The organism is Uliginosibacterium sp. H1 (genome assembly GCF_036017065.1).
In the GTDB taxonomy this organism is placed as follows: Bacteria; Pseudomonadota; Gammaproteobacteria; order Burkholderiales; family Rhodocyclaceae; genus Uliginosibacterium.
On sequence record NZ_JAYXHR010000004.1, the window covers coordinates 87765 to 114077 of the forward strand.

24 protein-coding genes are annotated in these 26313 nt (G+C 66.4%); 7 read left to right on the forward strand and 17 right to left on the reverse strand.

The features are described from left to right. Positions 1 to 73 precede the first annotated feature (73 nt). The 4 genes from VVD47_RS19545 to VVD47_RS19560 all read right to left on the reverse strand — a co-directional run bounded on the left by VVD47_RS19545 (position 74) and on the right by VVD47_RS19560 (position 5347). On the reverse strand, positions 74 to 1588 hold the full coding sequence (locus tag VVD47_RS19545; protein WP_327605204.1) for a CYTH and CHAD domain-containing protein: 1515 nt from the start codon (positions 1586 to 1588) through the stop codon (positions 74 to 76). A 130-nt stretch (positions 1589 to 1718) separates the two neighbouring features. Continuing rightward, positions 1719 to 2792: a type II asparaginase gene (locus VVD47_RS19550; RefSeq protein ID WP_327605205.1), complete on the reverse strand. Its 1074-nt coding sequence runs from the start codon at positions 2790 to 2792 to the stop codon at positions 1719 to 1721. 296 nt (positions 2793 to 3088) lie between these two features. Further along, on the reverse strand, positions 3089 to 4075 hold the full coding sequence (locus VVD47_RS19555) for a pectate lyase (RefSeq protein WP_327605206.1): 987 nt from the start codon (positions 4073 to 4075) through the stop codon (positions 3089 to 3091). A 303-nt stretch (positions 4076 to 4378) separates the two neighbouring features. After that, positions 4379 to 5347 (reverse strand): pectate lyase, encoded by a 969-nt coding sequence (locus tag VVD47_RS19560; protein ID WP_327605207.1) that lies wholly within the window; start codon positions 5345 to 5347, stop codon positions 4379 to 4381. A gap of 506 nt (positions 5348 to 5853) precedes the next feature. Between VVD47_RS19560 and VVD47_RS19565 the strand changes: the two genes are divergently transcribed. Beyond that, the gene (locus VVD47_RS19565) at positions 5854 to 6810 is read left to right on the forward strand and encodes a DMT family transporter (protein WP_327605208.1); all 957 of its coding nucleotides are present in this window, start codon (positions 5854 to 5856) and stop codon (positions 6808 to 6810) included. A 36-nt stretch (positions 6811 to 6846) separates the two neighbouring features. On the opposite strand, the gene yccS is transcribed toward VVD47_RS19565, so the two are convergent. Together yccS and VVD47_RS19575 are read right to left on the reverse strand one after the other, a co-directional pair. After that, positions 6847 to 9138: a YccS family putative transporter gene (yccS, locus tag VVD47_RS19570; RefSeq protein WP_327605209.1), complete on the reverse strand. Its 2292-nt coding sequence runs from the start codon at positions 9136 to 9138 to the stop codon at positions 6847 to 6849. Then, positions 9135 to 9878 (reverse strand): class I SAM-dependent methyltransferase, encoded by a 744-nt coding sequence (locus VVD47_RS19575; protein ID WP_327605210.1) that lies wholly within the window; start codon positions 9876 to 9878, stop codon positions 9135 to 9137. The genes yccS and VVD47_RS19575 overlap by 4 nt, the downstream gene beginning before the upstream one ends. Positions 9879 to 10161: 283 nt before the next feature. On the opposite strand from VVD47_RS19575, the gene VVD47_RS19580 reads away from it, so the two are divergent. Together VVD47_RS19580 and VVD47_RS19585 are read left to right on the forward strand one after the other, a co-directional pair. Then, the gene (locus tag VVD47_RS19580; protein WP_327605211.1) at positions 10162 to 11508 is read left to right on the forward strand and encodes a sodium-dependent transporter; all 1347 of its coding nucleotides are present in this window, start codon (positions 10162 to 10164) and stop codon (positions 11506 to 11508) included. An 82-nt stretch (positions 11509 to 11590) separates the two neighbouring features. Then, positions 11591 to 12037 carry a DUF2269 family protein gene (locus tag VVD47_RS19585; RefSeq protein ID WP_327605212.1) on the forward strand — a complete coding sequence of 149 codons (447 nt, stop codon included), beginning with the start codon at positions 11591 to 11593 and terminating at the stop codon, positions 12035 to 12037. Between the two features lie 175 nt (positions 12038 to 12212). Here VVD47_RS19585 and VVD47_RS19590 read toward each other — a convergent pair whose 3' ends face one another. Continuing rightward, entirely contained in the window at positions 12213 to 13169 is a 957-nt protein-coding gene (locus VVD47_RS19590) for a cytochrome-c peroxidase (protein WP_443081007.1), read from the reverse strand. 291 nt (positions 13170 to 13460) lie between these two features. On the opposite strand from VVD47_RS19590, the gene VVD47_RS19595 reads away from it, so the two are divergent. Beyond that, positions 13461 to 13814 carry a hypothetical protein gene (locus VVD47_RS19595; RefSeq protein ID WP_327605214.1) on the forward strand — a complete coding sequence of 118 codons (354 nt, stop codon included), beginning with the start codon at positions 13461 to 13463 and terminating at the stop codon, positions 13812 to 13814. Positions 13815 to 13882: 68 nt separating this feature from the next. Here VVD47_RS19595 and pgm read toward each other — a convergent pair whose 3' ends face one another. Then, positions 13883 to 15517 (reverse strand): phosphoglucomutase (alpha-D-glucose-1,6-bisphosphate-dependent), encoded by a 1635-nt coding sequence (pgm, locus tag VVD47_RS19600; protein ID WP_327605215.1) that lies wholly within the window; start codon positions 15515 to 15517, stop codon positions 13883 to 13885. 274 nt (positions 15518 to 15791) lie between these two features. On the opposite strand from pgm, the gene VVD47_RS19605 reads away from it, so the two are divergent. Continuing rightward, positions 15792 to 16424, forward strand: coding sequence for a nuclease-related domain-containing protein (locus VVD47_RS19605; protein ID WP_327605216.1), 633 nt, complete (start codon positions 15792 to 15794; stop codon positions 16422 to 16424). Positions 16425 to 16485: 61 nt separating this feature from the next. On the opposite strand, the gene VVD47_RS19610 is transcribed toward VVD47_RS19605, so the two are convergent. From VVD47_RS19610 to VVD47_RS19640, 7 genes are all read right to left on the reverse strand, one after another. Next, a complete protein-coding gene (locus tag VVD47_RS19610; protein ID WP_327605217.1) occupies positions 16486 to 16959 on the reverse strand; it encodes a nuclear transport factor 2 family protein in 474 nt (157 codons plus the stop codon). Positions 16960 to 17196: 237 nt separating this feature from the next. Then, entirely contained in the window at positions 17197 to 17640 is a 444-nt protein-coding gene (cynS, locus tag VVD47_RS19615) for a cyanase (RefSeq protein WP_327605218.1), read from the reverse strand. Positions 17641 to 17682: 42 nt separating this feature from the next. Next, a complete protein-coding gene (locus VVD47_RS19620) occupies positions 17683 to 18576 on the reverse strand; it encodes an ABC transporter ATP-binding protein (protein WP_327605219.1) in 894 nt (297 codons plus the stop codon). Between the two features lie 245 nt (positions 18577 to 18821). Further along, positions 18822 to 19670, reverse strand: a complete 849-nt coding sequence (gene ntrB, locus VVD47_RS19625) for a nitrate ABC transporter permease (protein ID WP_327605220.1) — start codon at positions 19668 to 19670, stop codon at positions 18822 to 18824. A gap of 253 nt (positions 19671 to 19923) precedes the next feature. Beyond that, the gene (locus tag VVD47_RS19630; RefSeq protein ID WP_327605221.1) at positions 19924 to 21312 is read right to left on the reverse strand and encodes a CmpA/NrtA family ABC transporter substrate-binding protein; all 1389 of its coding nucleotides are present in this window, start codon (positions 21310 to 21312) and stop codon (positions 19924 to 19926) included. Between the two features lie 43 nt (positions 21313 to 21355). Continuing rightward, positions 21356 to 22024, reverse strand: coding sequence for a DJ-1/PfpI family protein (locus VVD47_RS19635; RefSeq protein ID WP_327605222.1), 669 nt, complete (start codon positions 22022 to 22024; stop codon positions 21356 to 21358). A 164-nt stretch (positions 22025 to 22188) separates the two neighbouring features. Next, positions 22189 to 22983 (reverse strand): IclR family transcriptional regulator, encoded by a 795-nt coding sequence (locus VVD47_RS19640; RefSeq protein WP_327605223.1) that lies wholly within the window; start codon positions 22981 to 22983, stop codon positions 22189 to 22191. Between the two features lie 147 nt (positions 22984 to 23130). On the opposite strand from VVD47_RS19640, the gene VVD47_RS19645 reads away from it, so the two are divergent. Both VVD47_RS19645 and VVD47_RS19650 read left to right on the forward strand, forming a co-directional pair. Beyond that, the gene (locus tag VVD47_RS19645) at positions 23131 to 24147 is read left to right on the forward strand and encodes a TRAP transporter substrate-binding protein (RefSeq protein ID WP_327605224.1); all 1017 of its coding nucleotides are present in this window, start codon (positions 23131 to 23133) and stop codon (positions 24145 to 24147) included. A 12-nt stretch (positions 24148 to 24159) separates the two neighbouring features. Continuing rightward, a complete protein-coding gene (locus VVD47_RS19650) occupies positions 24160 to 24600 on the forward strand; it encodes a type II 3-dehydroquinate dehydratase (protein WP_327605225.1) in 441 nt (146 codons plus the stop codon). Between the two features lie 179 nt (positions 24601 to 24779). Here the strand turns inward: VVD47_RS19650 and VVD47_RS19655 are convergent, their stop codons facing one another. Continuing rightward, the gene (locus tag VVD47_RS19655) at positions 24780 to 25532 is read right to left on the reverse strand and encodes an amino acid ABC transporter ATP-binding protein (RefSeq protein WP_327605446.1); all 753 of its coding nucleotides are present in this window, start codon (positions 25530 to 25532) and stop codon (positions 24780 to 24782) included. 40 nt (positions 25533 to 25572) lie between these two features. Continuing rightward, positions 25573 to 26226 (reverse strand): amino acid ABC transporter permease, encoded by a 654-nt coding sequence (locus tag VVD47_RS19660; RefSeq protein ID WP_327605226.1) that lies wholly within the window; start codon positions 26224 to 26226, stop codon positions 25573 to 25575. Positions 26227 to 26313 lie beyond the last annotated feature (87 nt).

A 26313-nucleotide genomic window follows, 5' to 3' on the forward strand; every position in this document is an offset into this window, starting at 1 on the left:
TGGGCAAAGAGCGGGAGCGATCAGTGTCGGATCGGACCGGAAGCGGAAGTGATGACGGGACGAGGGGCCGGGTTCAGCGCGCCTTGCCCTTTTTCTGTTGCCAGGCGGGCCTGGCTTCCAGCATGCGGGCGCAACGTTTCAGGATGCCGCTGCGGATGTCATGCACCTTGGGAGCGTGCCAGCCCAGGATGTAGGCGCGTGCGCTGATCAGCAGCGGGTCGTCGCCCGCCCAGCCGGCCAAGCGCCGCGATGCCACCGCCATGTCGTTGAGGAATCCCAGGTCTTCCTGGAGGTCGCTGATCTCCTTGAGTTGCAGTGCAACCCGATCAGCCGGCAGCAGGGGCGCAAAGCACTCCAGGGCGTAGCGCAGGCGCTTGATGCGGATGCGCAGCGCATGCAGGGGTTCGGCATCTAGGGTTTCCGCCGCTTCCATCGCGCGGCGCACGTCCTTGCGGACCTTGCGCAACGCGTCGAGGGCGAAGGCGTCCAGTTGCATGTCGCCTGCCGTGTCCGGCAGGGCGAGGAGGTCGCGGGTCAGTTCCAGCAGGCGGCGGGCGATCCTGGGTTCCTGCAGGCGGCTGCGGCCGTGTTCGCGGGCGGCCTGGCGCTCTTCCATCAGGCGGGCGCTGAAGACACCGCTGTTGGCCCCCAGGCCGGCATCCATCACCGGACGCAGCACGGTGGTGTGCATGACATCCAGGTCGCGCGCCAGGCCGACTTCGTCTGCCAGCTGGCCGATCAGGTCCAGCCAGTGCTTGCGGAAGTCCTTCGGGAGGATGGGCGCGAACAGCCGCAGCAGGCTGCGCAGGCGGCGCAGCGCGACGCGCAGCTGGTGCACGAAGGCGGGGTCGTCGGTGGTGCGCACGCCGGCGACGTTGGCCTGCCAGGTGCCCATGCAATCGAAGACCGATGCCCTGAAGGCGTCCAGCGGGCGCTGGTCGGCACGTACCGGGAACGGGCGGCTCTTCGCCAGTGGCACCGGGCTGTCGGTGAACAGGCGGTAGCCGCGTTGGGCCTTGCTCTCGTCCTCGGGGTAGAGGGGCAGCGCGTCGCACAGTTCGAGGGCGAGGTCGAGCAGGTCCAGGCGGTCGCCTTCGTAGAGCTCCAGCTCGACTTCGGACAGCGGCATCTCGCGGCCGGCGGCGCGGATGCTGCCGGTGTCGATCATGATGGCGATGCGCACGCCCTCGCGCGGCGTGAAGATGCGCGTCTCGCGCCGGAAGTCGGTATCGAACACCGGCTGGATGCGGTCGTAATGCCTGGTCAGCAGCTTCTTCGCGGCCGGGTCGTCCACGGCGGAGAAATCGAAGCGCTCGTTCTCGAACGGTTGCTCCCACTCCGGGCGCACCGTCAGCCCGCCGACCGAGGCGCTGGCGCACTTGACCGTCTGCAGCAGCTGGCGGCCGGCCCGGCGGGTGCGCACGGCCATCTTCGCCGCGCGCAGATCCAGCTCCGGCGTGTCGTAGTAAGTGTTGCGCAGCGTCTGTGCCGGGCCTTCCTTGACGGCGGCAGCGACGAGGGGATGACGCTGGAGTGCTTTCAGGCTTCCAGCGGGGACGGCCAGTTTGAGTTCGATTTCTGCAGCCATGAGGGGCGTTCTGTGTAACGACACGGAGCCCGATTCTAGGCGCAAGCGTCGGTCGGCCTCTACCTTGTCTGCGTCATCATTGCGCCGGGCCGCCTGCTGTCGGCCCGGAGGCTACTCAGTACTCTCCGACTCAGTACTCCCAGAAAATCCGCTGCAGTTCCTTGCTGTCGCTGGTCTTCGTCAGCGCCACGGCGGCGAGGATGCGGGCCTTCTGCGGACGCAGGTCGTGGGCGACGACCCAGTCGTACTTGTCGTCCGGCTGCTCGGAGTTGCGCAGTACGAAGCCGTCGCCCACCCGCGAGGAACGGATGATGTGCAGGCCCTTGGCGCGCAGCCCTTGCAGCACCGGCACGATGCGGTCGGCCACCGAACCGTTGCCGGTGCCGGCGTGGATGATCGCGCGGTCAGAGGCGAAGGCCTCGTAGGCCAGCGGCGGTACGTTGCCATAGCCGTAGGCGATGTCGACGTCGGCCAGCTTGTCGATGCTGTCGATGTCGAATTCCGACTGCGTGGTGTGGCGCTTCACCGGCGCGCGGAACCAGTAGGCCTTGCCCTCGACGATCATCCCCAGCGGGCCCCACTGGCTGTTGAAGGCGTTGGTCTTGATGTTGATCGTCTTGGAAACATCGCGGCCGCTGTGGATCTCGTCGTTCATCGTCACCAGCACGCCCTTGCCCCTGGCCGTGGGGTTGGCGGCGACGTTCACCGCGTTGTACAGGTTGAGCATGCCATCGGCGGACATCGCGGTGCCCGGCCGCATGGAGCCGACCACCACGATGGGCTTGTCGGTCTTCACCGTCAGCGTGAGGAAGAACGCCGTCTCCTCCAGCGTGTCGGTGCCGTGGGTGATGACGATGCCGGTGACGTCGGCCTGCCTGGCGAGCGCGGACACCCGCTTGCCCAGGGTCAGCAGGTGGGCATTGGTGAAGCTCTCGGAGGCGATCTGGAACACCTGGTCGCCGCGCACGTCGGCGACGTCCTTCAGTTCCGGAATGCCGGCGATCAGCTTTTCCACCGGCACCTTGGCGGCCTGGTAGGTGGCGCTGTTGGCCGCGGTGGCACCGGCACCGGCAATGGTGCCGCCGGTCGCGAGGATGACGATCTGCGGTTTGCTCTGTGCCCACGACTGGCCGGCGGACAGCAGCAGGGCGGTGAGCAGGAGGGCGTGCAGCGAACGATGCGCGGCAAGACGGATAGCGGACATGTTTGGACTCCCGACTGCGATGAGGGGTGAGGCAGGCGTTGCCGAAGTGAAGTGCTGCTCGAAGATGCGCACCGGACTCCGGGAGTGCGGCGCGGCACATTGAGTCTAGGACGCTGGCAAGCACAGCGCAGCCTCCCTGCGGACAGGCCGGGTATGTCCGGCGAGGGACTGGCGCGTACGGCCGCTTCGTGGCAGGCGGAAGAAAAAGGGCCCCGCATCGCGGAGCCCGATCCCGACGCCCGGACGGACTGGCAATCCGCCCGGGCGCTCGTGGTGACCTCAGTCAGTAACCTCAGTCAGAAACTGGTATTGCCGGACTGCGAGCATTTCATGAGGCCGACGCACAGGGCACCCGCATTGCGCAGGCGGCTGTTGGTGAGGCGTCCGGTGGTGCTGGTGCTGTCGGAGCGGAAAACGCCAGCGGACACGTTGGAGATCTGGCAGCGATCCACGTTCAGGGTTGCCTTGAAGGTGGTGCCCGCGTTCTGACGGATCACCGTCGCCATGTCGTCCACGATGCAGTTCGAGACATTCACGGTCGAGGCCGCGTCGACCTGGCCCCAGTTGTTGCCGCGGCCGCCGTAGCCCGACACGCCGGTGATGAAGATGGTGCCGGACTGCTTCACCGTCCAGCCCCCCTCACCGACGTCGGTCCAGCGGAAGTTCTCGAGCCGGCCACTGCCATGGAAGTCCACGCCACCCACACCGTTGATGCCGAGGATGGCGTTCTTCAGCGTGCCACCGCCATTGATGCGGAAGGCGGGGGGCCAGTCTTCCGGCGGTTGGGTGCCGTCGCCAAGGGCGGTGGTCGCAATGAAGGTGCGGCAGGCGCCGTCGAAGCTGCCGTTGATGACGATGGTGGAGGTGACCGACACGTTGCCGGTGGAGACGCAGGTGGCCCCGGTGATGCCACCGCTGCTGCCGGAGCTGCTGGTCGAACTGCTGGACGATGAACTGCTGGATGAGGAGCTGCTGGACGAAGAGCTGCTCGATGAGGACGAGCTGTTGGGCGGTGGATCGAACGTTGCGTAGGAGCACCACGCCGAAGCAGGGAAATTGTTGGCCGGGCAGTTCGTGCCGGTGCACGCGACGCCCCCCTTGAAGCTGCCGTACACGAAGCTGCCGGATTTGCCGAGCGCCACCGACCGGGTGCCTGCAAACGCGCAGACGGCGCCGGTGTTCTGGGCGCACTTGACGTAGCCGCTGGGGTAGTCGGTAGCGGCGTGGGTACTGAAGGCAATGGCGGCCAGCAAGCCGCCGACGAAGAGTTTCTTCGTAGTCATTCGGGATGTCTCCTCAAGATTTTTGTGGCCGACGGACGCTGCCGCCGGTGTGCCGTGGCAAGGCCCGGCGATTCACTGTAGGCGGCCCGTGCCCGCGATCAAGCTCCGGTTTTGTCGATTCCGGCCCAGCGTTCATGTGTTTGGAGAGTCGTTGCCAGAAACAACGGAATTGGCGAGTAATTGGCGAGTTCATGCTCGCGCAGCGGACAGGCGGAAGAAGAAAAAAGGGCCCCGCATCGCGGGGCCCAATCCCAATGCCTGGACGGACTGGCAATCCGCCCGGGCGCTCGTGGTGACTTTGAATCAGTAGTTGGTGTTGCCGGACTGCGTGCAGCTCATCTTGCCGATGCAAAGGTCGCCGGAGTTGCGCAGGCGGCTGTTGGTCAGGCGGCCGGTGGTGCTGGACGAATCCGAGCGGAAGATGCCTTCGCCCATGTTCGAGATCTGGCAGCGATCGACCGTGATGGTGACCTTGAAGGTCGTCCCGCCGTTCTGACGGAACATCTTCGCCATGTTGTCGACGATGCAGTTCGAGACATTCACGGTGGAGGCCGCATTGATCTGGCCCCACTTGTCTTCGCCGTTGACACCGGTCACGCCGGTGATCGTCACGGTGCCGGACTCCTTCACCGTCCAGGCGTCTTCACCCACGTTGGTCCAGCGGAAGTTCTCCAGACGGCCACCGCCGTAGAAATGCACACCGTCCACCCCGTTGTTGCCGAGGATCGCGTTCTTCAGCGTGCCGCCGTTGACGCGGAAGGCCGGGTCCTGGTCTTCGCCCTGGCCGCCGTCGCCCATCGACGAGGACGGGTTGTAGGTCTTGCAACCGCCGTCATAGGTGCCGCTCACCACGATGGTGGAGGAGATGGACTGGTTGCCGGTGGAGGAACAGGTGGCGCCGGTGATGCCACCGCCGTTGCTCGATGAACTCGACGAGCTGGACGACGTGCTCGACGAGGAGGTGCTGGAACTCGACGACGAGGACGAGCTGGAGCTGCTGGACGAGGTGCTGCCCGCATAGGAACACCAGGCCGAACCGGGGAAGCTGTTGGACGGGAAGTTGCTGCTCTGGCACACGACGCTGTTGGTGAAAGTGCCGTACACAAAACTGCCGGACTTGCCGAGGGCGACCTGCCGGGTGCCGCTGAACGAACAGGTCTCGCCCTTGTTCTGGGCGCACTTGGTGTAACCGGACGGGTAGTCGGTTGCGGCGTAGGTCGCCAGGGAAATGGCGGCCAGCAGGCCGCCAACGAAGAGTTTCTTCGCGCTCATATCGGTGTCTCCTCCGAAGTTGGTGCTTCGTCTGGTGTTTCGTTTGATTTTCGGTGTGGCGTTGCCGCGCCGAACCAGCCGGGTCAGGCCGGCTTTCTCAGCCTAGGAAGCGTGCTGCCGCGATCAAGCCTCACTTTTGGCGTTTGAAACGCGGCTTCCTGCGGTCTTGGCGAGTCGGCCGATGGAGATCGCCGAAAGCAGCAGAACCGGTGGTCCGTGCCGGTCTGGCAAGTGTCCGCAGCGCGGGTGAACGATTTGTCATGCCGCCGTGATCTGCCGTGCAGGCGGGCCGGGTTGCGGAGTCAATGTGACCAACGCTGTCCGGGCAGCGGGGTGCGTGGGCGCGTGGTCACGCCGGTCGGCGTAGGGGGCGCCGGCGAAGTCAGACAACCAATCAGCCGCGCTGCTGGCATTCCAAGATTGAATCGGCTGACCTGGGACAGCCATGAACCGCGGCGCTGTTCTATCCTGCGGGCCTTGCCCGCCATCCCGACGAATTGCCGTACATGACTCACCGCCGCGCCGTATTGCTGATGGTCACCGTCACCCTGTTGTGGAGCATCGCTGGCGTGGTGGCGCGCCACCTCGAAGCGGCGCGCAGTTTCGAAGTCACCTTCTGGCGCAGCTTCTTCAACATGCTGGCGCTGGCCATCGCGCTCACCGCGATGCGCGGCACCGCGATGTGGGGGCAGTTGCTGCGCGCCCCCTGGCTGTTCTGGGTGTCCAGCGTCTGCTGGGCTGTGATGTACACCGCCTTCATGGTCGGCCTGACGCTCACCAGCGTGGCCAACGTGCTGGTGGTGATGGCCTTCGGCCCGCTGCTCACCGCCTTGTCGGCGCGACTCTTCCTCCACCATCGCCTGCCGCCGCGCACCTGGGGGGCCATCGTCACCGGCAGCCTGGGCATCGCCTGGATGTTCGGCCACGACGTGGACGCCGGTGCGCCGTTGCTGGGCAGCTTCGTGGCGCTGGCGGTGCCGATCGCGGCGGCCTGCAACTGGACCGTGCTGCAGTATGTGACGCACGCGAAGGGCGACCCGGACGATGCCACACCCGCTTCGGTGCCCGATCCGTCACCCGCGCCCGCCATCGACATGCTGCCGGCGGTGATGGTTGGGGCGGTGCTGTCCGCCGCCGTCACGCTGCCGCTCGCCTGGCCCTTGCAGGCATCGACGCACGACCTCGGCCTGCTGGCGCTGCTGGGGGTGGTGCAGCTGGCGATTCCCTGCCTGCTGGTGGTGAAGGCGAGCCGCGTGCTGCCCGCGCCGGAAATCGCGCTGCTGGGCCTGCTGGAAGTGGTGTTCGGCGTGCTGTGGGCCTGGCTGGGCGCGGGCGAGGTGCCTTCGTCCGGCGCGCTGGTCGGTGGCGGGCTGGTGCTGGCGGCGCTGCTCGCCAACGAAGTGCTGGCCTTGCGAGGCGCGCGCGCCTTGAGCCGCACGTCTGCGAGCCGCGTGGGCCTGTGAACCGCGCGGGCCTTTGAACCGCGCCTTACGCTTTCCCTAGCTCCTGATCGGCTCCGGCTCCACCACCGGCATGTCCAGTTGCCGGTGGTGTGCGGCCAGTTCGTCGGCTTGCGCGGACAACTGGGGCAGCAGGCGGGCGATCAGGGCGAGCTGCCGCAGCAGGCGTCGCTCGGTGGCGCCGGCATCGGTCGGAATCTCCGCCAGCCGCTGATCGAGCAGCTTGTCTTCCGCTTCCGCGGGCCCCCCGCGGGCGAGCTCGCCCGCGGGGGGCTGCAGGCGCAGGCGCTCCGCAATCTGCTGCAGGCTGCGCTGGATGTGGCTGTCGGCCTCGTCGATCAGCGCCGCGTGATGCCAGTTCTCCACGTGCTCGCGGTGGGCGCCCAGCGCCGAGATGTAGCCCAGCAGCGTGTGGCTGAGGCACAGGAAGCGGAAGGACAGTTCGGGCGGCAGGCGCTGGTGCTCCGGCTCCGCCTGCATCGATGCCAGCGTGCCGGACAGGTCGGCGTCCGCGTTGTGGGCGTCGCGGCGCGCGATGCGGTAGGGCAGGTCGTCGCGCTTGCTGCTGCGGTACTGGGCGAGGATCTCGGCGAGGTATCGCGCCGAGCTGGCCACCGTGCGCGACATGACTATGGGCAGGCGGCGGCCCTGCCAGTCGGGCAGCACGAAGGCCACCGCCAACCCGGCGATCAGCGCGCCCAGCACGGTGTCGAGCAGGCGCGGCCAGATCAGCGCATAGCCGCTGCCCAGCTGGTTGAAGCACACCATGACCAGGATGGTGATGCACATGGTGGCCTGCAGGTAGCGGTCGTTGCGCAGGGCGAAGAAGGCCACGCCGGCTACTACGGCCAGGGTCAGTTGCGCCAGCGGATGCGGAAAGGCGCTGATGAAAAGCCAGGACGCCACCAGCCCCAGCGCGGTGCCCATCACCCGCTGGCCCAGCCTGCGCCAGGTGTCGCTGTAGGTGGGCTGGCAGACGAACACGGTGGTGAGCAACACCCAGTAGCCATGCGGCAGGTCCAGCCAGTGCAGCAGGCCGTAGCCGGTGGCCAGCGCGAGGGCCAGGCGCAGGCCGTGGCGGAAGCGCGGCGAGGCCGGCGTGAGTTCGATGCGGATGCGCTTGAGGCTCTCGCTCAGCGTGCCCGGCGCGTGGTCGCGCAGGCTGCTGTCCTGTTCCAGCGGCAGCGCGTCCGGACGGCCCGCGTTGGACAGCAGGCGTTCGATGGTGGTGACGTTGCGGCACAGGTCGGCCAGCGACTCCAGCAGATCGGCCCAGCCCGGTTGCGCTTGGGCCTGCAGTTGCGTCTGCAGGTGGGCCAGCGCGGCGGCCAGTTCGTCCAGCGCATGCAGCCCGTCGTCGCCGTGCTCGTACATCGTGTCGGCGAGGATGGCGTCGGCCAGCCGCCGGCAGGACTGTGACTCCAGCAGCATCAGCCGTTGCGCGCGGAACAGGATGTCGCTGCGCGCGAAGGCCTCCGCCAGCGCGGCGTAGGGGTAGTGCGCCGAGCTGGCGCGTTCATGGACGTCCTGCGCGAGGAAGTACCACTTGAGATGACGCGCGCCCACCGGATTGGGGCGGCGCTGCTGCACCCAGCGCAGCAGCACCTCGCGCGCGCGGTTGAGCTCGCGCACCAGCCGCGCGTTCTGCTCCGCCAGCGCCAGGCGCTGCGCGTTCTCGTCGCGATGGCTCACCGGTTCCAGCAGCGTGGCCTTGAGCGCCAGGTAGGTGGACAGCGCGTCGAACACGCGTGCCAGCGACTGGCGCGCGGCGCGCGTGGAGAACAGCGCCGCCGCCACCAGCGAGATGAGGCCGTACCAGGCGGCACCGGCCAGCAGCAGGGCGGGTTGCAGCCATGACGGTGCCGTCGCTCCGGCCACGGCGTGTGCGGCCGAGGCGTGGGCGGACACGGCGTGCAGTTCGTTCTGCTGCGTCACGCTCAGCATGGTGTAGACCGCCAGCACCAGGGATGCCACCGAGATGGTGGCGTAGCGTTCGCCGGCCGCACCCAGCATCACGAAGCCGAAGGTGGACAGCGTCAGGCCGACGACGAACAGCCAGGGCCAGGGGAACAGCCACTGCACGGAGAAGGTGACCACCGCGAAGCACAGCAACGTCATGAGCAGCGCCTTCAGGCGGCCACTGACGCGGTCCTCGGTCTCCGCCAGCGCGCTGGCGATGACGCCGAGGGTCAGGCTGATCATCCACTCCTGCCGTCCAGGCAGCAGGCTGGCCGCCACCACGCCGGCCAGGGCGGTGGCGACCTTCAGGCCGTCCAGGGTCTTGTCGTGGGCCCACAGGCGGCGGAACAGCGGGAGCCGGTTTGCGCTCATGCCGGTGCGTATTGCAGGGTGCATTGTGGCGAGGCGAGCTGGTGTGAGGTGCGTTGTGCGTACCAGCCGCGGATCATGCCTGCCTGGTAGAACTGCACCGGCGTATCGAAACCGGCGGCCATGATGATCGCTTCCACCGTCGCCGGTGGCCGGATGCCGACGTCGCGCGCATAGGCCTCGCGCATCTGCACCACGCGCTCCGGCGGCAGGTCGCCCGCCGCCATCGTGCGCATCCACACGTCCAGCAGACCGGGGTAGGACGGCGACGCCGTGTCGGCCGAGAGGTCGGAGCTCGCCAGCATGGCGCCGGGCCGCAGGCGTCGCGCGATGCCGTGGAAGAAACCGGTACGCGCGGCGTCGTCGAGGATGAACTGCGACACCAGGAAGCAGGTCGCCGCGTCGAAGCTGGCCACGTCGGGCAGCTCGTCGACATAGCCTGCATGAAAGGTGCAGCGCGCCGCGAGGCCCAGCGCTTCCATGCGGCGCCGGCATTCGTCCAGCATGCCGCGCGAAGGCTCCACCGCGGTGAACCGCCAGCCCGGAAACAGCGCCGCCAGCCGGGCCATTTCCGCGCCGGTGCCGACACCCACGCACAGCAGGTTGGCGTCGACGGGCAGCGGTCTGAACACGGATTCGAGCAACAGGTGCAGGCTGTCGCGGAAGGCGGCGAGCTTCACCCACTGCTGGTCGTAGGTCGCGGCCTGCTGGTCGAAGAGGGAATTGAGTTGCTGCTGGTCCATGATGCGTGCGGCGGTTCGGCGTGCGGTGCGTCGGTGTTCCGTTCGGTGCTGCGGCCAGCGCGTCTGCTGCCGGCTGTCATGCAGCATGAATGATGCCTGCCATTCGCCGCGACTGCTTGCTCCGCCGCTTTGATCTGGCACAAGCAGGCGCGCCCGCTGGCGCGCATACTTGATGGCAGCCTGCACCGCCCGAGTGCGGCTTCATAACGACCTGACCCACCGGCACATCCTCCGGCCCGCAACGCAGCGACCGGACCGCAGTGCCCGAAGAACGAGGCTGCACATGGCTGCCACTGCATCGGCTACGACGTCTCCCGCCTTTTCGTCCCGCCTGGGCTTCATCCTGTCTTCCGCCGGCTCGGCCATCGGCCTGGGCTGCATCTGGAAGTTTCCGTACATGGCCGCGCAGAACGGCGGTAGCGCCTTCTTCATGGTCTACCTGCTGCTGGCCATGACGCTGGGCCTCGCGCTGATGAGCGTCGAGATGGCACTGGGCCGCGCCTCCGGCAGCGGCGTCGCCGGTGCCTTCCTGAAGCTTGGCGGGCCGCGCTGGCGCTGGCTGGGGCGGCTGCCGATGATCACCGCCTTCATCATCATGGGCTTCTACTGCGTGGTTGGCGGCTGGTCGCTGGCCTACCTGTTCAAGTCGCTGCTGGGGCAGGTGGTGAGCAATGACGCCGGCCTGCTGGCGGACCGATTCTCCGCGCTGATTTCCAACCCCTGGCAGGCCATCGCCTGGCACGCCGGCTTCCTCGGCCTGTCCGCGTTCATCGTCCTCGGTGGCGTGCAGCAGGGCATCGAGAAGATGTCGCGCTGGCTCATGCCCATGCTGTTCATCCTCATGCTGGTGCTGATCGTGCGCGGGGTGACCCTGCCCGGCGCGATGGCCGGCGTGGAGTTCCTGCTGGTGCCGGATTTCTCGAAGCTCGGTTTCGACACGGTGCTCGCCGCGCTGGGCCTCGCGTTCTTCTCGCTGTCGCTGGGCATGGGCGCGATGGTCACCTACGGCGCCTACCTGGATGCCGGCAGCGACTTGCCCGCCTCCGCCGGCTGGGTGGTGGCGCTCACGCTGGTGGCCTGCCTGCTGGGCGGCCTGCTCGTCATTCCGCCGGCCTTCGCGATGGGCCTGGACCCGCAGTCCGGACCGGGGCTCACCTTCATCAGCATGCCGTCGATCTTCGCCCACATGCCTGCCGGTGACCTGTTCGCCGCGCTGTTCTTCGCGCTGTTGCTGGTGGCCGCGCTCACCTCGTCGGTGTCGCTGCTGGAAGTCTGCGCACGCTTCGCCATCGACGAGTTCGGCATGAGCCGCCGTCGCGCGGTGCTGGGCTTCACCCTGGGCATGTTCCTCGTCGGCATTCCCGCCGCGCTGAGTTTCGGCGTGTGGAAGGACGCCACGCTGTTCGGCCGCAACGCCTTCGACCTGATGGACTACGCAACCTCCAACGTCATGCTGCCGGTCAGCGGTATCGCCACCGCCATCCTCGGCGGCTGGTTCTGCTGGCGCACGGTGGCGTCGCAGATGCGCCAGCGCGCAGGTTCGCGCCGCGTGCTGCTGGCGGTCGGCCGCGTCATCGTGGCGATGGTGGCACCGGTGGCCATCGCGGTGATCCTGGTGCGCGGCGTGTGAGGGAAGGCGGGTGCCGGGCTGTGCCGTCGTAGCGAGACCCGACGCCCCCGACACGACGAGCACCGACTGATCGCCCACCGACATGTACAGCTTCGTTCTCCTCGTCCACCTGCTTGCCGCAACGGTATGGACCGGCGGCCACCTGGTGCTCGCGTTCAGCGTCCTGCCGCGTGCGCTGCGCCAACGCGATCCGCAAGTGTTGCTGGCATTCGAGTCCGCCTACGAGCCGCTGGGCATGGCCGCCTTGCTCGTGCAGGTGGTCACGGGCCTGTGGATGGCGCACGCCATGCTGCCGGACCTCTCCGCGTGGTTCAGCCTTGCACCTGGCCCCGCACGCCTCGTTACCCTGAAGCTGATCCTGCTGGCCGCCACCGCGCTGACCGCCCTGGACGCGCGCCTGCGCATCATCCCCCGGCTGTCCGCAAGCACCTTGCCGGCGATGGCCCGCCGCGTCTGGACAGTGACCGCGTTATCCGTCGCCTTCGTGATCGTAGGGGCGTCGTTCCGCAGTGGTTGGTTGATGGGTTGATCGTCGCCTGTGTGTCCCTCGGGGCTGTCCCGCGGGTAGGGCGCAATAACCGAAGGGCATTGCGCCGGATGCGACAACGGCCTGTACTTGCTCGTCGGTCAACGTCCCGAGGGGGACAAGGCCAACAACGACAAAGCCGCGCAGTTGCGCGGCTTTGTCGTTCAGACAGCCCGGCTCAGAACGGCTTCGGCCGCGGGGTCGCGTTGTTCGACGGCGGCAGGGTCGGCATCATGAAACGCGGCTGATCGCCGGTCAGCGTCTTCAGGAAGGCCACGATCTCGGAGTTCTCCGTCGCCGTGAACTTGCGGCCCAGTTGCAGCCGGCCCATCACGTCCACCGCTTCCTCCAGCGTCTCCGCCTCGCCGTCGTGGAAGTACGGGTAGGTCAGCTCCACGTTGCGCAGCGTCGGCACCTTGAAGTTGAAGCGGTCCGCATCCTTGCCGGTCACCGCGATGCGGCCCTCGGCCTTGGCCGTGCTCTTGTACGGCTCGACCAGCCCCATCTTCTGGAAGGAATTGCCGCCCACCGCCGGCCCGTTGTGGCAACCCACGCAACCACTGTTCTTGAACAGGTTGTAGCCCGCCAGCTCCATCGGGTTCAGCGCCTTCCTGTCGCCCTTCAACCATTTGTCGAAGCGCGCGTTCGGTGTCACCAGCGTCTCCTCGAAGGCCGCGATCGCATCCGTCACCTGGCTGATGTCCAGCGTCGTGCTGCTGCCATACACGCGCTTGAATTCGTTCACGTACTGCGGAATCGAGCGCAGCACATCCACCGCCAGCTCATGCGTGAAAGCCATCTCGCCCGGATTCGCAATCGGCCCGCCGGCTTGTTCCTTCAGGTTCTTCGCGCGACCGTCCCAGAACTGCACGAAGTTCAGGCTGGAGTTCAGCACCGTCGGCGCATTGATCGGCCCCTGCTGCCAGCGGTCGCCAATGGATGTCTTGATGTTGTCCGTGCCACCCATCGACAGGTTGTGGCAGGAGTTGCAGGAGATGAAGCCCGACTTCGACAGGCGCGGATCGAAGAACAACTTCTTGCCCAGCTCCACCTCACCCTGGTTGGTGACGACGGACGCCTTGATCGGACTGATCGGCTCATCGGCCGACGCGGATGTGACGAAGCCCGCGAGCATCAGCAGCGATGCGCACAGGCCGACCGGTTTGATCGACATGGTGTTCCCCTCAGCAGGAATGGATGCACGGCCCCGTCGTCAGGGCTCTACGCGTGACCTGTAGTGGTCGCTACCATTCCACTCTGTTTAGGTGGGGAAGCGTCTGATGAAGGTCAAATAACGCAGGGGTGCCCAGTTGGGAAGGGCGAGAAGAAAGGGAATGGCTGCCGGCTATGCTGGCAGCCATCGCGGGCTCAATGCCCTTTAGTTACTGCGTTCTATCTAAGCCAACTCATCAAGAAAGGAGCGAGGATGCTTCGCTATGTGGTGATGCTTTTGGTTGGTCTCGCCATCGTGTCTCCGCTGTGGGCGGGAATCGTAGTTGGCGTGATGGCTGCCGTTGCTCTGTTTATCGTTGTCCGACGCCACATATTCAAAGGTCCGAGTTTTGAGTATGACGGCGTGTCGTCTGTTCCCATTCTCGCGCTCGGACGAAATGGCAAGCCCTACACGGGCAAAGCCCATGGCGCTCATGGCTCGGCGGATTGGGGCGGTTTCTTTCAGGATGGGCGGCCACATGGTCGATTTTCGATCATGTGGGGTGGCCAGCGTGGAGAGTACTGGGTGTTCGAACACGGAACGCGTGTGCGCGTGGACAAGGACTGAGAGATCGCAGGTCGGGTTGGGCGCAATAACCAAAGGGCATTGCGCCGGATGCTTCCGCTACCCCTGCCTCATCCCCCCAACGCCGCCGACACGATCTCCTGCGCTTCCTTCACGATCTGCTGCAGGTGTTCTGCTGACACGAAGCTCTCGGCGTAGATCTTGTAGATGTCTTCCGTGCCGGACGGCCGTGCGGCGAACCAGCCGTTCTCCGTCGTGACCTTGAGGCCGCCGATGCCTGCGCCGTTGCCGGAGGCCTTGGTGAGCCTGGCGGTGATGGCTTCGCCTGCGAGCGTGGTGTTGAGCACCTTCTCGGGTGTGAGCTGCTTGAAGGCCTTCTTCTGCTCGGGCGTGGCGGCGGCGTCGATGCGGGTGTAGTGCGGCGTGCCGTACTGCGCGGTGAGTTCCAGGTAGTGCTGGCCGGGGTCCTTGCCGGTGACGGCGGTGATTTCGGCGGCGAGCAGGCCGAGGATGATGCCGTCCTTGTCGGTGGTCCACACCGTGCCGTCGCGGCGCAGGAAGCTGGCGCCCGCGCTCTCTTCGCCACCGAAGCACAGGCTGCCGTCGAGCAGGCCGGGCGAGAACCATTTGAAGCCGACCGGCACTTCGAGCAACTTGCGGCCGAGGCCGTTCACCACGCGGTCGATCATGTTGCTCGACACCAGCGTCTTGCCGACGGCAGCCGTGGACCACTGGGGGCGGTGGCCCAGCAGGTACCTGATGGCGACGGCCAGGTAGTGGTTGGGGTTCATGAGGCCGACGCTGGGCGTGACGATGCCGTGGCGGTCCACGTCGGCATCGTTGCCCCAGGCGATGGCGAAGCGGTCCTTGAGCTGGACGAGGCTGGCCATCGCGTAGGGGCTGGAGCAGTCCATGCGGATCTTGCCGTCGTGGTCCAGCGTCATGAAGCCGAATGCGGGATCGACCTTGGGGTTCACCACGTCGATGTCCAGCCCGTAGTGCTCGGCGATGCGTGCCCAGTACGCGACGGCCGCGCCACCCAGCGGGTCCACGCCGATCTTTACGCCCGCCTTCCTGATGGCCTCCATGTCGATGACCTTGTCGAGGTCGGCGATGTAGCCGGCCGCGAAGTCGTGCTGGCTCACGTGGGGCGAGGCGAGGGCTTCCGCGTAGCTCACGCGCTTGATGCCGGCGTTGCCAGTGGCGAGCAGGTCATTGGCGCGGTTCTCGATCCAGCCGGTCGCGTCGGTGTCAGCGGGGCCGCCGTGGGGCGGGTTGTACTTGATGCCGCCATCCTGCGGCGGGTTGTGCGAGGGCGTGATGATCAGGCCATCTGCCAGCGCGGCGGGCTTGCTGGCGTTGTACGTGAGGATGGCGTGGGAGATGACCGGCGTCGGCGAGTAGCCGCCATCGCTCTGCATGCGCGTGGTGACGCCATTGGCAGCGAGCACTTCGAGCGCGCTCTGCTGCGCAGGCGCGGACAGGGCATGCGTGTCCATGCCGATGAACAACGGGCCGGTGGTGCCCTGCGCCGCGCGGTACTCGCAGACGGCCTGGGTAATAGCGAGGATGTGCGCTTCGTTGAAGCTCTTGTTGAAGGCGCTGCCGCGGTGACCGCTGGTGCCGAAGGCCACGCGCTGCGTGCTGATGGCCACGTCAGGCAGATTCTTGTAGGCCGCCAGCAGGGCGGGGACGTCCATCAACAGGTCAGCGGGAACGGGCTTGCCGGCTAGGGGGTGGGCCATGGAGCACTCCGGATGTTCGAATGGTTGGGGTGTGACTGGCTGCGGGGCAGCCATGCCCCAGATGGTATGCCAGGCATGCGGGTGGCGTGTAGATGCCCAGTATGTTCATGTGCGGAGTGCCTTCAGTCGGGTGCCCTGGGGAGGATGGTGATGCCCCGGGGTGAGTGATGTAATGGCCTTCGCGCCGTGAGTGATTGAGGCGTGCGAGTATGCTGCCCGACATCCGGCGCAATGCCCTTCGGTTATTGCGCCCTACTTGAACCAGACTGCACGAATGAACGCCGATATCGTTTTCGTACTCATTGTCGGTGTCGCTATCGGATTCGCGCTCGGTCGTGGCCGATCCGGCGTTCACCTGATTCAGAACGACGGAGAGACACGCCTCGCACGTGCTATCCGAAGGAATTTTTCTCCTCCCGACTTCCATTTGATGAACCACATCACGCTGCGGCTGGAAGACGGGACAACCCAAGTGGATCACATCCTCGTTTCAAGGTTTGGCGTGTTCGTCATTGAGTGCAAGGACTACAAGGGCTGGATATTTGCCAATGCCCGACACGCCACGTGGACTCAGGTCTTGTTCAGGTGGAAGTTCCGGTTTCAGAACCCGATCCACCAGAATTTCCGGCACGTCCGGGCGGTTCAAGGCCTACTCGACTTCCTTCCTCCTGAGAGCATTCGGTCGGCTGTCGTTTTTACTGGCGAGGCCGAGTTTAAGACCGAGATACCGAACGGAGTGTTCGATATCCCCGGCTTCTTGCGCCATATCCGCGAGCAGAGCAGCGAGGTTATGTCTCTGAACCGGATGCACTTCTGTGTGGGCAGGCTGGAGGCCGTGCGCCTTTCGATTACCGGCGCTACGGACGTTGAGCATGTTCAGAGTCTGCGACGAAGGCATGGCAGATAGGCACGGCGTCGAGCGATCGTAGGGCGCAATAACCAAAGGGCATTGCGCCGGACGCTTTACATCACAACCCCAGCTCACTCAACCCCGGATGCTCATCCGGCCGCCGCCCCTGCGGCCAGTGGAACTTGCGGTCGGCTTCCGCGATGGGCAGGTCGTTGATGCTTGCGTGACGGCGGCGCATGAGGCCGTTCTCGTCGAACTCCCAGTTCTCGTTGCCGTAGGACCGGAACCACTGGCCGGAGTCGTCGCGCCATTCGTAGGCGAAGCGGGCGGCGATGCGGTTGTCCTGCCAGGCCCACACCTCCTTGATGAGGCGGTACTCCAGCTCGCGCGCCCACTTGCGTTGCAGGAAGGTGACGATCTGCTCGCGGCCGGTGACGAACTCTGCCCGGTTACGCCACTGGCTGTCGGCGGTGTAGGCGAGCGATACGCGCACCGGGTCACGCGAGTTCCAGGCGTCTTCGGCCATGCGCGCTTTCTGCGCGGCAGTCTCGGCAGTGAAGGGGGGCAGGGGCGGGCGGGCTTGGTCGGACATGGTGGTTCCTTGATTGTCTTGCGCGGCGCGAGAAGCGCTGTCCTGCTTGGAGGTATCCGCGTGGATTCGCCCGTGAACTCGTCATTCCCGCGAAAGCGGGAATCCAGCGTCGTTTACGGCCGTTGAACGTCACTGGGTTCCCGCTTTCGCGGGAACGACGAGGCTCTGGAATACAGCTCGCAGCAACGTCCCGGACGACACTGCGCGTTCGCGGGATGACGGAGCCTGCGGGGACGATCAATACGTCTTGTACGGCAGGAACTTCCCGCTCATCACGATGCTGACGCGGTCACCCATCGGATTGGCCTCGCGTTGCAGGTCCATCTTGAAGTCGATGGCGCTCATGATGCCGTCGCCGAACTCTTCGTGGATGAGTTCCTTGAAGGTGGTGCCGTACACGCTGACCAGTTCGTAGAAGCGGTAGATCAGCGGGTCGGTGGGGACGCTGGTGGGCAGGCTGCCCTTGTAGGGGACGACCTGCAGTAGGGCGACGGCTTGCTCCGGCAGGTCGAACAGCTTGCCGACCTTGGTGGCCTGCTCTTCGGTGAGGGTCATCTGGCCCATCAGCGCGGCGGTGGTCCATTCCTTGGACTGGCCGACGACTTCGGCGATCTGGCTCCACTTGAGCTTCTTGGCGATCTTCTTCTCGACGATCATTTCGGTGACGTCATGGCGCTTCATGGTGTTTCTCCTTGAGGTGGTGTCGGTTGTCAGGCGGTGGGTTCAGGCGGCCAGCTCAGTGCTGGCCCGCACAAAAGGGGCGTCGGTCGTCGGGGGCGTGGCGGTGTCGGCGTCCAGGCCGGGTCGCACGGTGACCGGGTGGGTGGCGTTGCGCGCTTCCTCGCCACCGGATCGGCTGACGAGGAAGTCCACCAGGTGGTTGCGGATGCGGTAGTACTGCGGGTCGTGGTGCAGGCCGGCACGGGTGCGGTTGCGCGGCATGGTGACTTCCACGATCTCTGCGATGCGTGCACGCGGGCCGTTGCTCATCAGCAGGATGCGGTCGGCCAGCAGGATGGCTTCGTCCACGTCGTGGGTGATCATGAACACCGTCTGCTGCGTGGCCTGCACGATCTTCAGCAGCTCGTCCTGGATGGTGCCGCGGGTCAGTGCGTCCAGCGCGCCGAAGGGTTCGTCGAGCAGCAGCATCTTGGGCTGGATGGCAAAGGCGCGGGCGATGCCGACGCGCTGCTTCATGCCACCGGACAGCGCCGAGGGCTTCTTGTCCATGGCGTGGCCGAGGCCGACCATCTCCAGGTACTTGCGCGCCTGTTCGTTGATCTTCTCGTTGCTCCAGTCCGGCCAGCGCGAGCGCACGCCGAAGGCCACGTTCTGCAGTACGGTGAGCCAGGGCATCAGGGCATGGCCCTGGAACACGACGCCGCGGTCCAGGCCGGGGCCTTTCACCTCGCGGCCATCGACGATGACGTGGCCGTCGCTCGGTTGCTCCAGCCCGGACAGCACGTTGAGGATGGTGGTCTTGCCGCAGCCGGAGTGGCCAATGATGCAGACGAATTCGCCACGCTCGATGCCGAAGCGGATGTTCTCGAACACAGGCTCGCTGCTGCCGGGGTAGCGCTTGGCGAGGTCTTCGATGAGGAGGTAGGGGGTGGTCATGGTGTGTTTGCTTCCGGGACTGGTTTCTTCAGCGCAAGCGCGCGGCGGGTGACGCCTGTTGCACGTCATTCCCGCGCCCTTCGACAAGCTCAGGGGCCGTGCGGGAATCCAGCGACTTTGGTCTGAGGCTGGGACGACACTGGATTCCCGCTTCCGCGGGAATGACGGAGGTTGGGGGTACTGCGTTGCGTATCGGGTGTCCGTTGCGGTGTGCGTCTTGCGCCCCGATTCCAAGTCGTGTCCGCTCACTCCGCATACGTCACCCACTTCTGCATCTGCGCGAAGAAGCGGTCCAGCACCATGCCCACCACGCCGATGACGACGATGGCGAAGATCACGTTGGGCAGGGCCAGGTTGTTCCACTCGTTCCACACGAAGTAGCCGATGCCGGTGCCGCCGACGAGCATCTCGGCGGCGACGATGACCAGCCAGGCGATGCCCATGCTGATGCGCATGCCGGTGAGGATGGTGGGCGCGGCAGCGGGCAGGATGACGGTGAGGGCCTTGCGCAGTGGCCGGACTTCCAGCGTGCGGGCGACGTTGAGCCATTCGCGGCGTACACCGGCCACGCCGAAGGCGGTGTTGATCAGCATCGGCCACAGCGAGCAGATGAAGATGACGAAGATGCCGGAGATGCCGCTGTCCTTGATGGTGTAGAGCGCGAGCGGCATCCAGGCCAGCGGCGAAATGGGCTTGAGCACCTGGATGAACGGGTCCAGCGCGCGGTAGATCAGCGGCGACATGCCGATGGCGAAGCCCAGCGGCACGGCGACCAGCGCGGCGAGCAGGAAGCCGAGGCCGACGCGGCCCAGCGAGTGGCCGAGCTGGATGCCGATGCCCTTGTCGTTGGGGCCGCGATCGTAGAAGGGATCGGACAGGAACTTGACGAAGGCGCGGCCGACTTCGGCGGGCGGCGGAAAACCGCTCTGCTTCGGCGCGGTGAGGCCCATCAGCTCGGCGTACTCGGCACTCATGCCGGCGGGCGCCTGCGGCGCGGCGGATTCCTTCGGCAATGTGGCGAGCTGCCAGATGCCGATGAACAGGCAGAAGATCGCCAGCGACAGCAGGGTGCTCTTGAGGAATTCGGGTTTCATTTCACTGGTACTCGTGGTTGTTCCTGTGTGCCTTCATCCGGGCTACGGCGCTCGCGAACATTCCGGCGGTAGGTTGGGTTGAGCGCAGCGAAGCCCAGCACGGCTTCGGCATCCGCTGTGTGTTGGGCTTCGCATTCGCTCAACCCAACCTACGCCCTTCGATGGGTTGGCTTCGACGGGCTCAGCCAACGGCCGTGCCCTGAGCCTTGGTCCCTGAGCCTGTCGAAGGGGTCGAAGGGCCGACTGCGGAGCGTCAGCTGCGCTTGATCGCAAAACTCTCGACGTAGGCCTCCGGCTTCATCGGGTCGAACTCCTTGCCCAGCACCTTGAACTTCTTGTAGTTCTCCTTCGGCGGCGTGAGCCCCACTTCGGCCATGCGCTTCTTGGCGTCGGTGAGCAGGAAGACGCGTTCGGCCACGTCCTTGTATTGCACGTCGCCCTTGATGTAGCCCCAGCGCTTCATCTGCGTGAGGATCCACACCGACATGGAGTACCAGGGCACGGGGTCGAAGTCGGCGCGGTCCGGTACGTTCTGCACCTGGCCCAGGCCGTCGGCGAAGCGGCCGGTGAGCACCTGCTCCAGCACCGTCTTCGGCTGGTTGAGGTAGGCGGCGGGCGACAGCACCTCGGCCATGATCGGGCGGTTCTTCGGGTCGCGCGCCATCTTCGATGCGGTGAGCACCGAGCGGTACAGCGCGGCGAAGGTGTTGGGGTTCTGCTTCACGAACTCCGCCGGCACGCCGAAGGCGCAGCAGGGGTGGCCGTCCCAGATTTCCTTCGACAGGATGTGGATGAAGCCCACTTCCTCGAACACCGCGCGCTGGTTGAACGGGTCCGGCCCCAGGAAGCCGTCGATGTTGCCGGCGCGCAGGTTGGCCACCATCTCGGGCGGCGGCACCACGCGGATCTGGATGTCCTTGTCCGGGTCCAGGCCGTGCTCCGCCACGTAGTAACGCAGCAGGAAGTTGTGCATCGAGTAGTCGAAGGGCACCGCGAACTTGAAACCCTTCCACATCTTCGGGTCGCGCTTGTCCTTGTGACGCACCGACAGCGTGATGGCCTGGCCGTTGGTGTTCTGGATGGTGGCGACGTTGATCGGCTGCGGGTTGGAACCCACGCCTAGCGAGATGGCCAACGGCATCGGCGCCAGCATGTGCGAGGCGTCGTATTCCTTGTTCATCACCTTGTCGCGGATCAGCGCCCAGCTTGCGGTCTTCACCACCTGCACGTTGAGGCCCTGCGCTTTGTAGAAGCCCAGCGGGTCGGCCATGACGATGGGGCTGGAGCAGGTGATGGGGATGAAGCCGATCTTCAGGTCCTTCTTCTCCAGCGGGCCTTTCTCCTGGGCCATCGCTTCCAGCGCACCGAAGGGGAACAGCGAGGACACTGCAGCCAGCGCGGTGCCGGAGCCCACCGCGCGCAGGAATTTGCGGCGCTGGTTGTCGTCCGGGAAGATCGCGCGCATCACCGCGGACTCCAGCGTGCGACGCGTCATCGCTTCCGTGTCGGCGTCGGCGGCGAGGTCGGCAGACGCGGCAGGCGCAACCGTCGCAGCGTCGTGCTCCGCCTGCGAGTGGTGCTCGCCGCATGAGCAGGCGCCCAGTCGGTGGTCGGCGTTGAAGGGATCTTTCCAAGCGGACATGCTGATTCTCCTGGCAGGGTGATACGGGAAAGCTCAAAGGCCTTTATTGGGAAAGCTCGATGTCGTGGCGGTAGAACTCGTAGGCGCGGTGGTATTCCATGATCCGCGCCACATCCATGACGAAGGCGTCGTCGTAGCCGGCGCGGCGCAGCAGGTGGAAGCCCATCTCCATGCCGGCTGCGATGCCGCCGGCGGTGAGGATGCGGCCGGCATCCACCACGCGGGCGCGGCTGACGCGGCAGGTCGGCGCCATTTCGCCCAGGCGGTCGATCGGCGTCTTGCCCATGTGCGAGGACTCCAGCCGGTCCGGTTCCTTGCGGTTGGTGGCGGGCAGGCCGTCGAGCAGGCCCATGCGCGCATACACCCACGAGCCCGCGCCGACGCTGGCCAGCAGGCACCGGTCCGGCAGGCTGCGCACGTAGTCGTGCAGGTTGCGGTTGTGCATCTCCTGCCGCGCGCCGAAGCCACCGGGAATCAGGAAGGCGTCCAGGGCCGGGGTGTCGCCGAAGCCGTAGTTCGGCAGCACCGTGATGCCAGCCTGGGTCTGCGTGGGTCGCAGCGTCTCGCCGACGAGGAAGACGTCGATCTCCGGGTCCAGTCGGCGCGCCACCGACAGCACGCCGGCGGGGGCGGCGTAGTCGATGATCTCGGCGTCCTTGAAGACGTAGATGCCGAGTCGGAAGCCGGTAATCCGGGTGCTGCTGCGATCCATCGCACGCTCCTCGTTGGGGTGAGGCGATGGTGCGCGCGGCGTTCAACCGCCGGTATCGCGGTTGTCGTGATTGCCTTGTAGTGCTGGCACTACAAGGCAGGGGGCGATGCGGGCGTTGACGCCCGCGAAGGGAAGGATGGGTGCCCGGGCCGGGGCCCGTGCGCTCAGGCCACTTCGCGGCGGGGGTTCTTGAACAGGCTGGACGCGGCGCTGGCCTTGGCGACCTGCGCGGCGATGTCGAGCAGCACGTCGCCCAGCGACTCCATGCGCGCAGGGGTCAGCCGCACGGCCGGGCCGGCGATGGTGACGACGCCGATGGCGCGGCCGTCACGGTCCAGCACGGGGGCGGCCATTGCGGTCATGCCGGGAGCGAACATCTCGTTGATCATGCTGAAGCCGCGCTGGCGCGCCGCGCGCACCACGGTCATCACCGCCTTGATGGTGGTGGGTGCCCTGGGGCCGTAGTCCTCCGGCCGTGCGATGCCGGCTTTCGCCAGATGCGTCATGGCCTCGTCGTCGCCGAAGCTGGACAGCCAGGCATGGCCGGCGGCACTGCAGGAGAGCGGCACCGACATGCCCATGTCGGCGTCGTAGCGCAGGCCGCTGCGGGCCCCCTGCGCGCGGGCGACGAAGACCAGCGCGTCGCCATCCACCACCGCCATGCGCACCAGTTCGCCCGACGCGGCCGCCAACTGGTCGAGCAGGGGCTGGGCCACGTCCACGATGCCGGACTTGCTGAGGAAGGACAGGCCCATCGCCACCAGCTTGACGGTCAGCACGTACAGCCCGCTGTGCGGGTCCTGCCGCACGTAGCCGCAGCGCTGCAGCTCCGCCAGCAGGCGATGGCTGGCGCTCAGCGGCAGCTGCAGGTCGGTGGCCAGCGTGGAGATGGCACTGCCGTCCGGGCGCTCAGCCAGGTATTCCAGCACGGTGAAGGCGCGCTCCAGGGCTCCGCTCATGGTGACTCTCGCGAGGTGTAGGGGTTTCCGGAAATTGAATCATACCGGCCATGTGGAAGATATTTCAAAAATGGAAAATATTTCCAGTTGTGCTTGCCGGACCCGCCCGGCGATCGTGCCCACCACAGAAGACAGGAGACTCCGCTCGTGAAGACCATCCTTCGTTCCTTGATTGCCGCCGGTCTCGCCGCCGGTTTCGTCGCGTCACTCGGCGTCCCGGCGTTCGCGCAGCAGGAGCGGATCATCCGCTTCGGCCACCTCAACAACACCGACCACCCGGTGAGCCTGGGCGTGAAGCGCTTTGCCGAGGTGCTCGCCACCAAGAGCGGCGGCAAGATGAAGGTGCAGGAATTCCCGGCCTCGCAGCTCGGCAACGAACTGCAGCAGCAGTCGGCCCTGCAGGGCGGCGTGCAGCAGATGTCGGCGCCCGCCACCACGTCGCTGGCAGGTGTCGTCAAGGAGTTCGGCCTCGTCGACTTCCCGTTCTCGGTCACCTCGTTCGCGCAGGCCGATGCACTGCTCGACGGCCCGCTCGGGCAGACACTCATCTCGAAGCTGCCGGAGAAGGGCCTGGTGGCGCTGGGCTACTGGGACCTCGGCTTCCGCAACGTCACCAACAGCAAGCGGCCGATCACGAAGGCGGAGGACCTGGACGGCCTGAAGATCCGCGTCATCCCGAACCCGGTGTTCATGGACACCTTCAAGGCCTTCAAGGCCAACCCGCTGCCGATGCCCTTCGCCGAGCTGTACCCGGCGCTGGAGACGAAGGCGGTGGACGGCCAGGAGAATCCCTTCGCGGTGATTCTCTCCAACAAGTTCTTCGAGGTGCAGAAGTTCGTCAGCGCCACCAACCACGTCTACGCCGCCAACATCATCCTGGTGAGCAAGAAGTTCTGGGACGGGCTGACGCCGGCCGAGCAGAAGTGGATGCAGGAGGCCGCCGAGGAATCGCGCGCCTACCAGCGCCAGGCCAGCCGCGCTGCCGCCGCCAAGGCCGTGGCCGACCTGAAGGCCGCCGGCATGCAGTACAACGACGTGAGCCCGGCGGAGCTCGGGCGCATGCGCCAGATTGCCCAGCAGGCGACCGAGCATTTCACCGCCCAGTACGACCCGGCCATCGTCAAGCTGTACCGCGACGAACTGACCCGCATCGGCAAGCAGTAAGCAGGGGGCAGCATGAAACTACTGGTACTGCATGGGCCGAACCTCAACCTGTTCGGCCGCCGCGAGCCGCACATCTACGGCACCACGACGCTGGCGGAGATCGACGCGAAGCTGGCGGACATTGCGGAGTGCGCAGGCGTCACGCTGGCGACGCTCCAGTCCAACCACGAGGGTGCGTTGATCGACTTCCTGCACACGCACATCGACGACGCGCAGGGCGCGCTGCTCAACCCGGCCGGGCTGACCCAGCATGGCGTGCCGCTGCACGACGCCATCAAGGCCATGCCTTTTCCGGTGATCGAGGTGCACATGTCCAACATCGCCGCGCGTGAGAGCTGGCGGGCGCATTCCATCATCTCGCCGGCGGTGAAGGGCACTGTGCAGGGCCTCGGCCCGCACTCCTACTACGCAGCGCTGCGGGCATTGATCGACATGGTGCGCGATGGCGGGTGATAGCGGGTGATGTGGCCTGATGCCTTGCGGTGGCACGCAGTGCGATTGCGGCGGACCATGGTCCGCCGCTTTTTTTCATCGTGCCGGCGCGTCGACGATCCCGGTGCCCTTGAAAGACGTAGATGCCGGGACGGAAAACAGGAGTCCGGGCGTTGCTGCGTCCCGGCTGCGAGTGGCAGTCAGAGCATGCTGTCGAGGAAGGCGCGGCTGCGCGGGTGCTGCGGGTCGGCGAAGAACTCGGCGGCGGGGCGTTCCTCGACGATCTGCCCCTGATCCATGAAGATCACGCGGTTGGCGACTTCGCGGGCGAAGCCCATCTCGTGCGTCACGACCAGCATGGTCATGTGCTCGTCGGCCAGCGCGCGCATGGTGCGCAGCACCTCGCCGGTGAGCTCCGGGTCGAGCGCCGAGGTGGGCTCGTCGAAGAGCATGATGTCCGGCTCCATCGCCAGCGCGCGGGCGATGGCCACGCGCTGCTTCTGGCCGCCGGACAGACGCGCCGGGTAGGCATCGCGCTTGGCCGACAGGCCCACCTTGGCGAGCAGGGCTTCGGCCTGCTGCACGGCGACTGCGCGCGGCGTGCCCTTGATCGTCATCGGTGCCTCGATGATGTTCTGCAGCACCGTCATGTGCGGGAACAGGTTGAAGTGCTGGAACACCATGCCCATGCGCCGCAGGATGCGGCGCAGCCCGGCGTCCGGCGCGTAGCGGCAGCGGCCCTGCGCGTCGGTGTCGGCCAGTGTCTCGCCCTCGATCTCGATGCGTCCGGCATCGATGGTCTCCAAGTGGTTCAGGCAGCGCAGGAAGGTGCTCTTGCCCGAGCCGGACGGGCCGATCACCGCGATGACCTCGCCGCGCCGCATCTCCAGCGACACGCCGCGCAGTACCTCGTGCTCGCCGAAGCGCTTGTGCAGGCCGCTGGCGCGGATCATCAATTGCCGGCCGGTCTGGTTGTCGGGCGTGTCGGCCATGTCACTCATCGCTTACCGCGTAGCGTTTCTCCAGGGACTGGAAGCCCCAGGTCAGTACCAGCGTCATCAGCAGGTAGAAGGCCGCCGCGACGATGAAGGGGGAGGTCGTGAAGTCCCGCTGCACCAGGCCGCGCGCGGCGCGCAGCAGGTCGTCCATGGCCAGCACGTAGATCAGCGAGGTGTCCTTGACCAGCGTGATCGTCTCGTTGGACACCGGCGGCAGGATGCGGCGGATCATCTGCGGCAGCACGATGCGGCGCATGGTCTGCGGATAACTCATGCCCAGCACCTTGGCGCCTTCGTACTGGCCGCGGTCGATCGACTGGATGCCGGCGCGGAAGATCTCGGCGAAGTAGGCCGCGTAGTTGAGCACGAAGGCCACGATGGCGGCGGGGAAGTCCGGCAGGCGGATGCCCACCACCGGCACGAAGGGCAGGGCGAAGTAGATGAACAGCATCTGCAGCATCAGCGGCGTGCCGCGCATGAGCCAGATGTAGCCATTGACCGCCGCGCCGAGCGCCCGCCAGCGCGAGATGCGCGCCAGGGCGAGCGACAGCCCCAGCGGAATGGCCAGCACGATGGTGATCAGGAACACCTGCAGGGTGACGATCGTGCCGTCGAGCAGCGGCGGGAGGATGCGCAGGAGGTAATCCATGGCGGTGCGGACGTCCGTGTTGCGGGCAGGCGGGAGCTAGCGCCGGCCCGGCAGGATGGCCGGTGCCGGATCGCGGTGCAAGGCCCG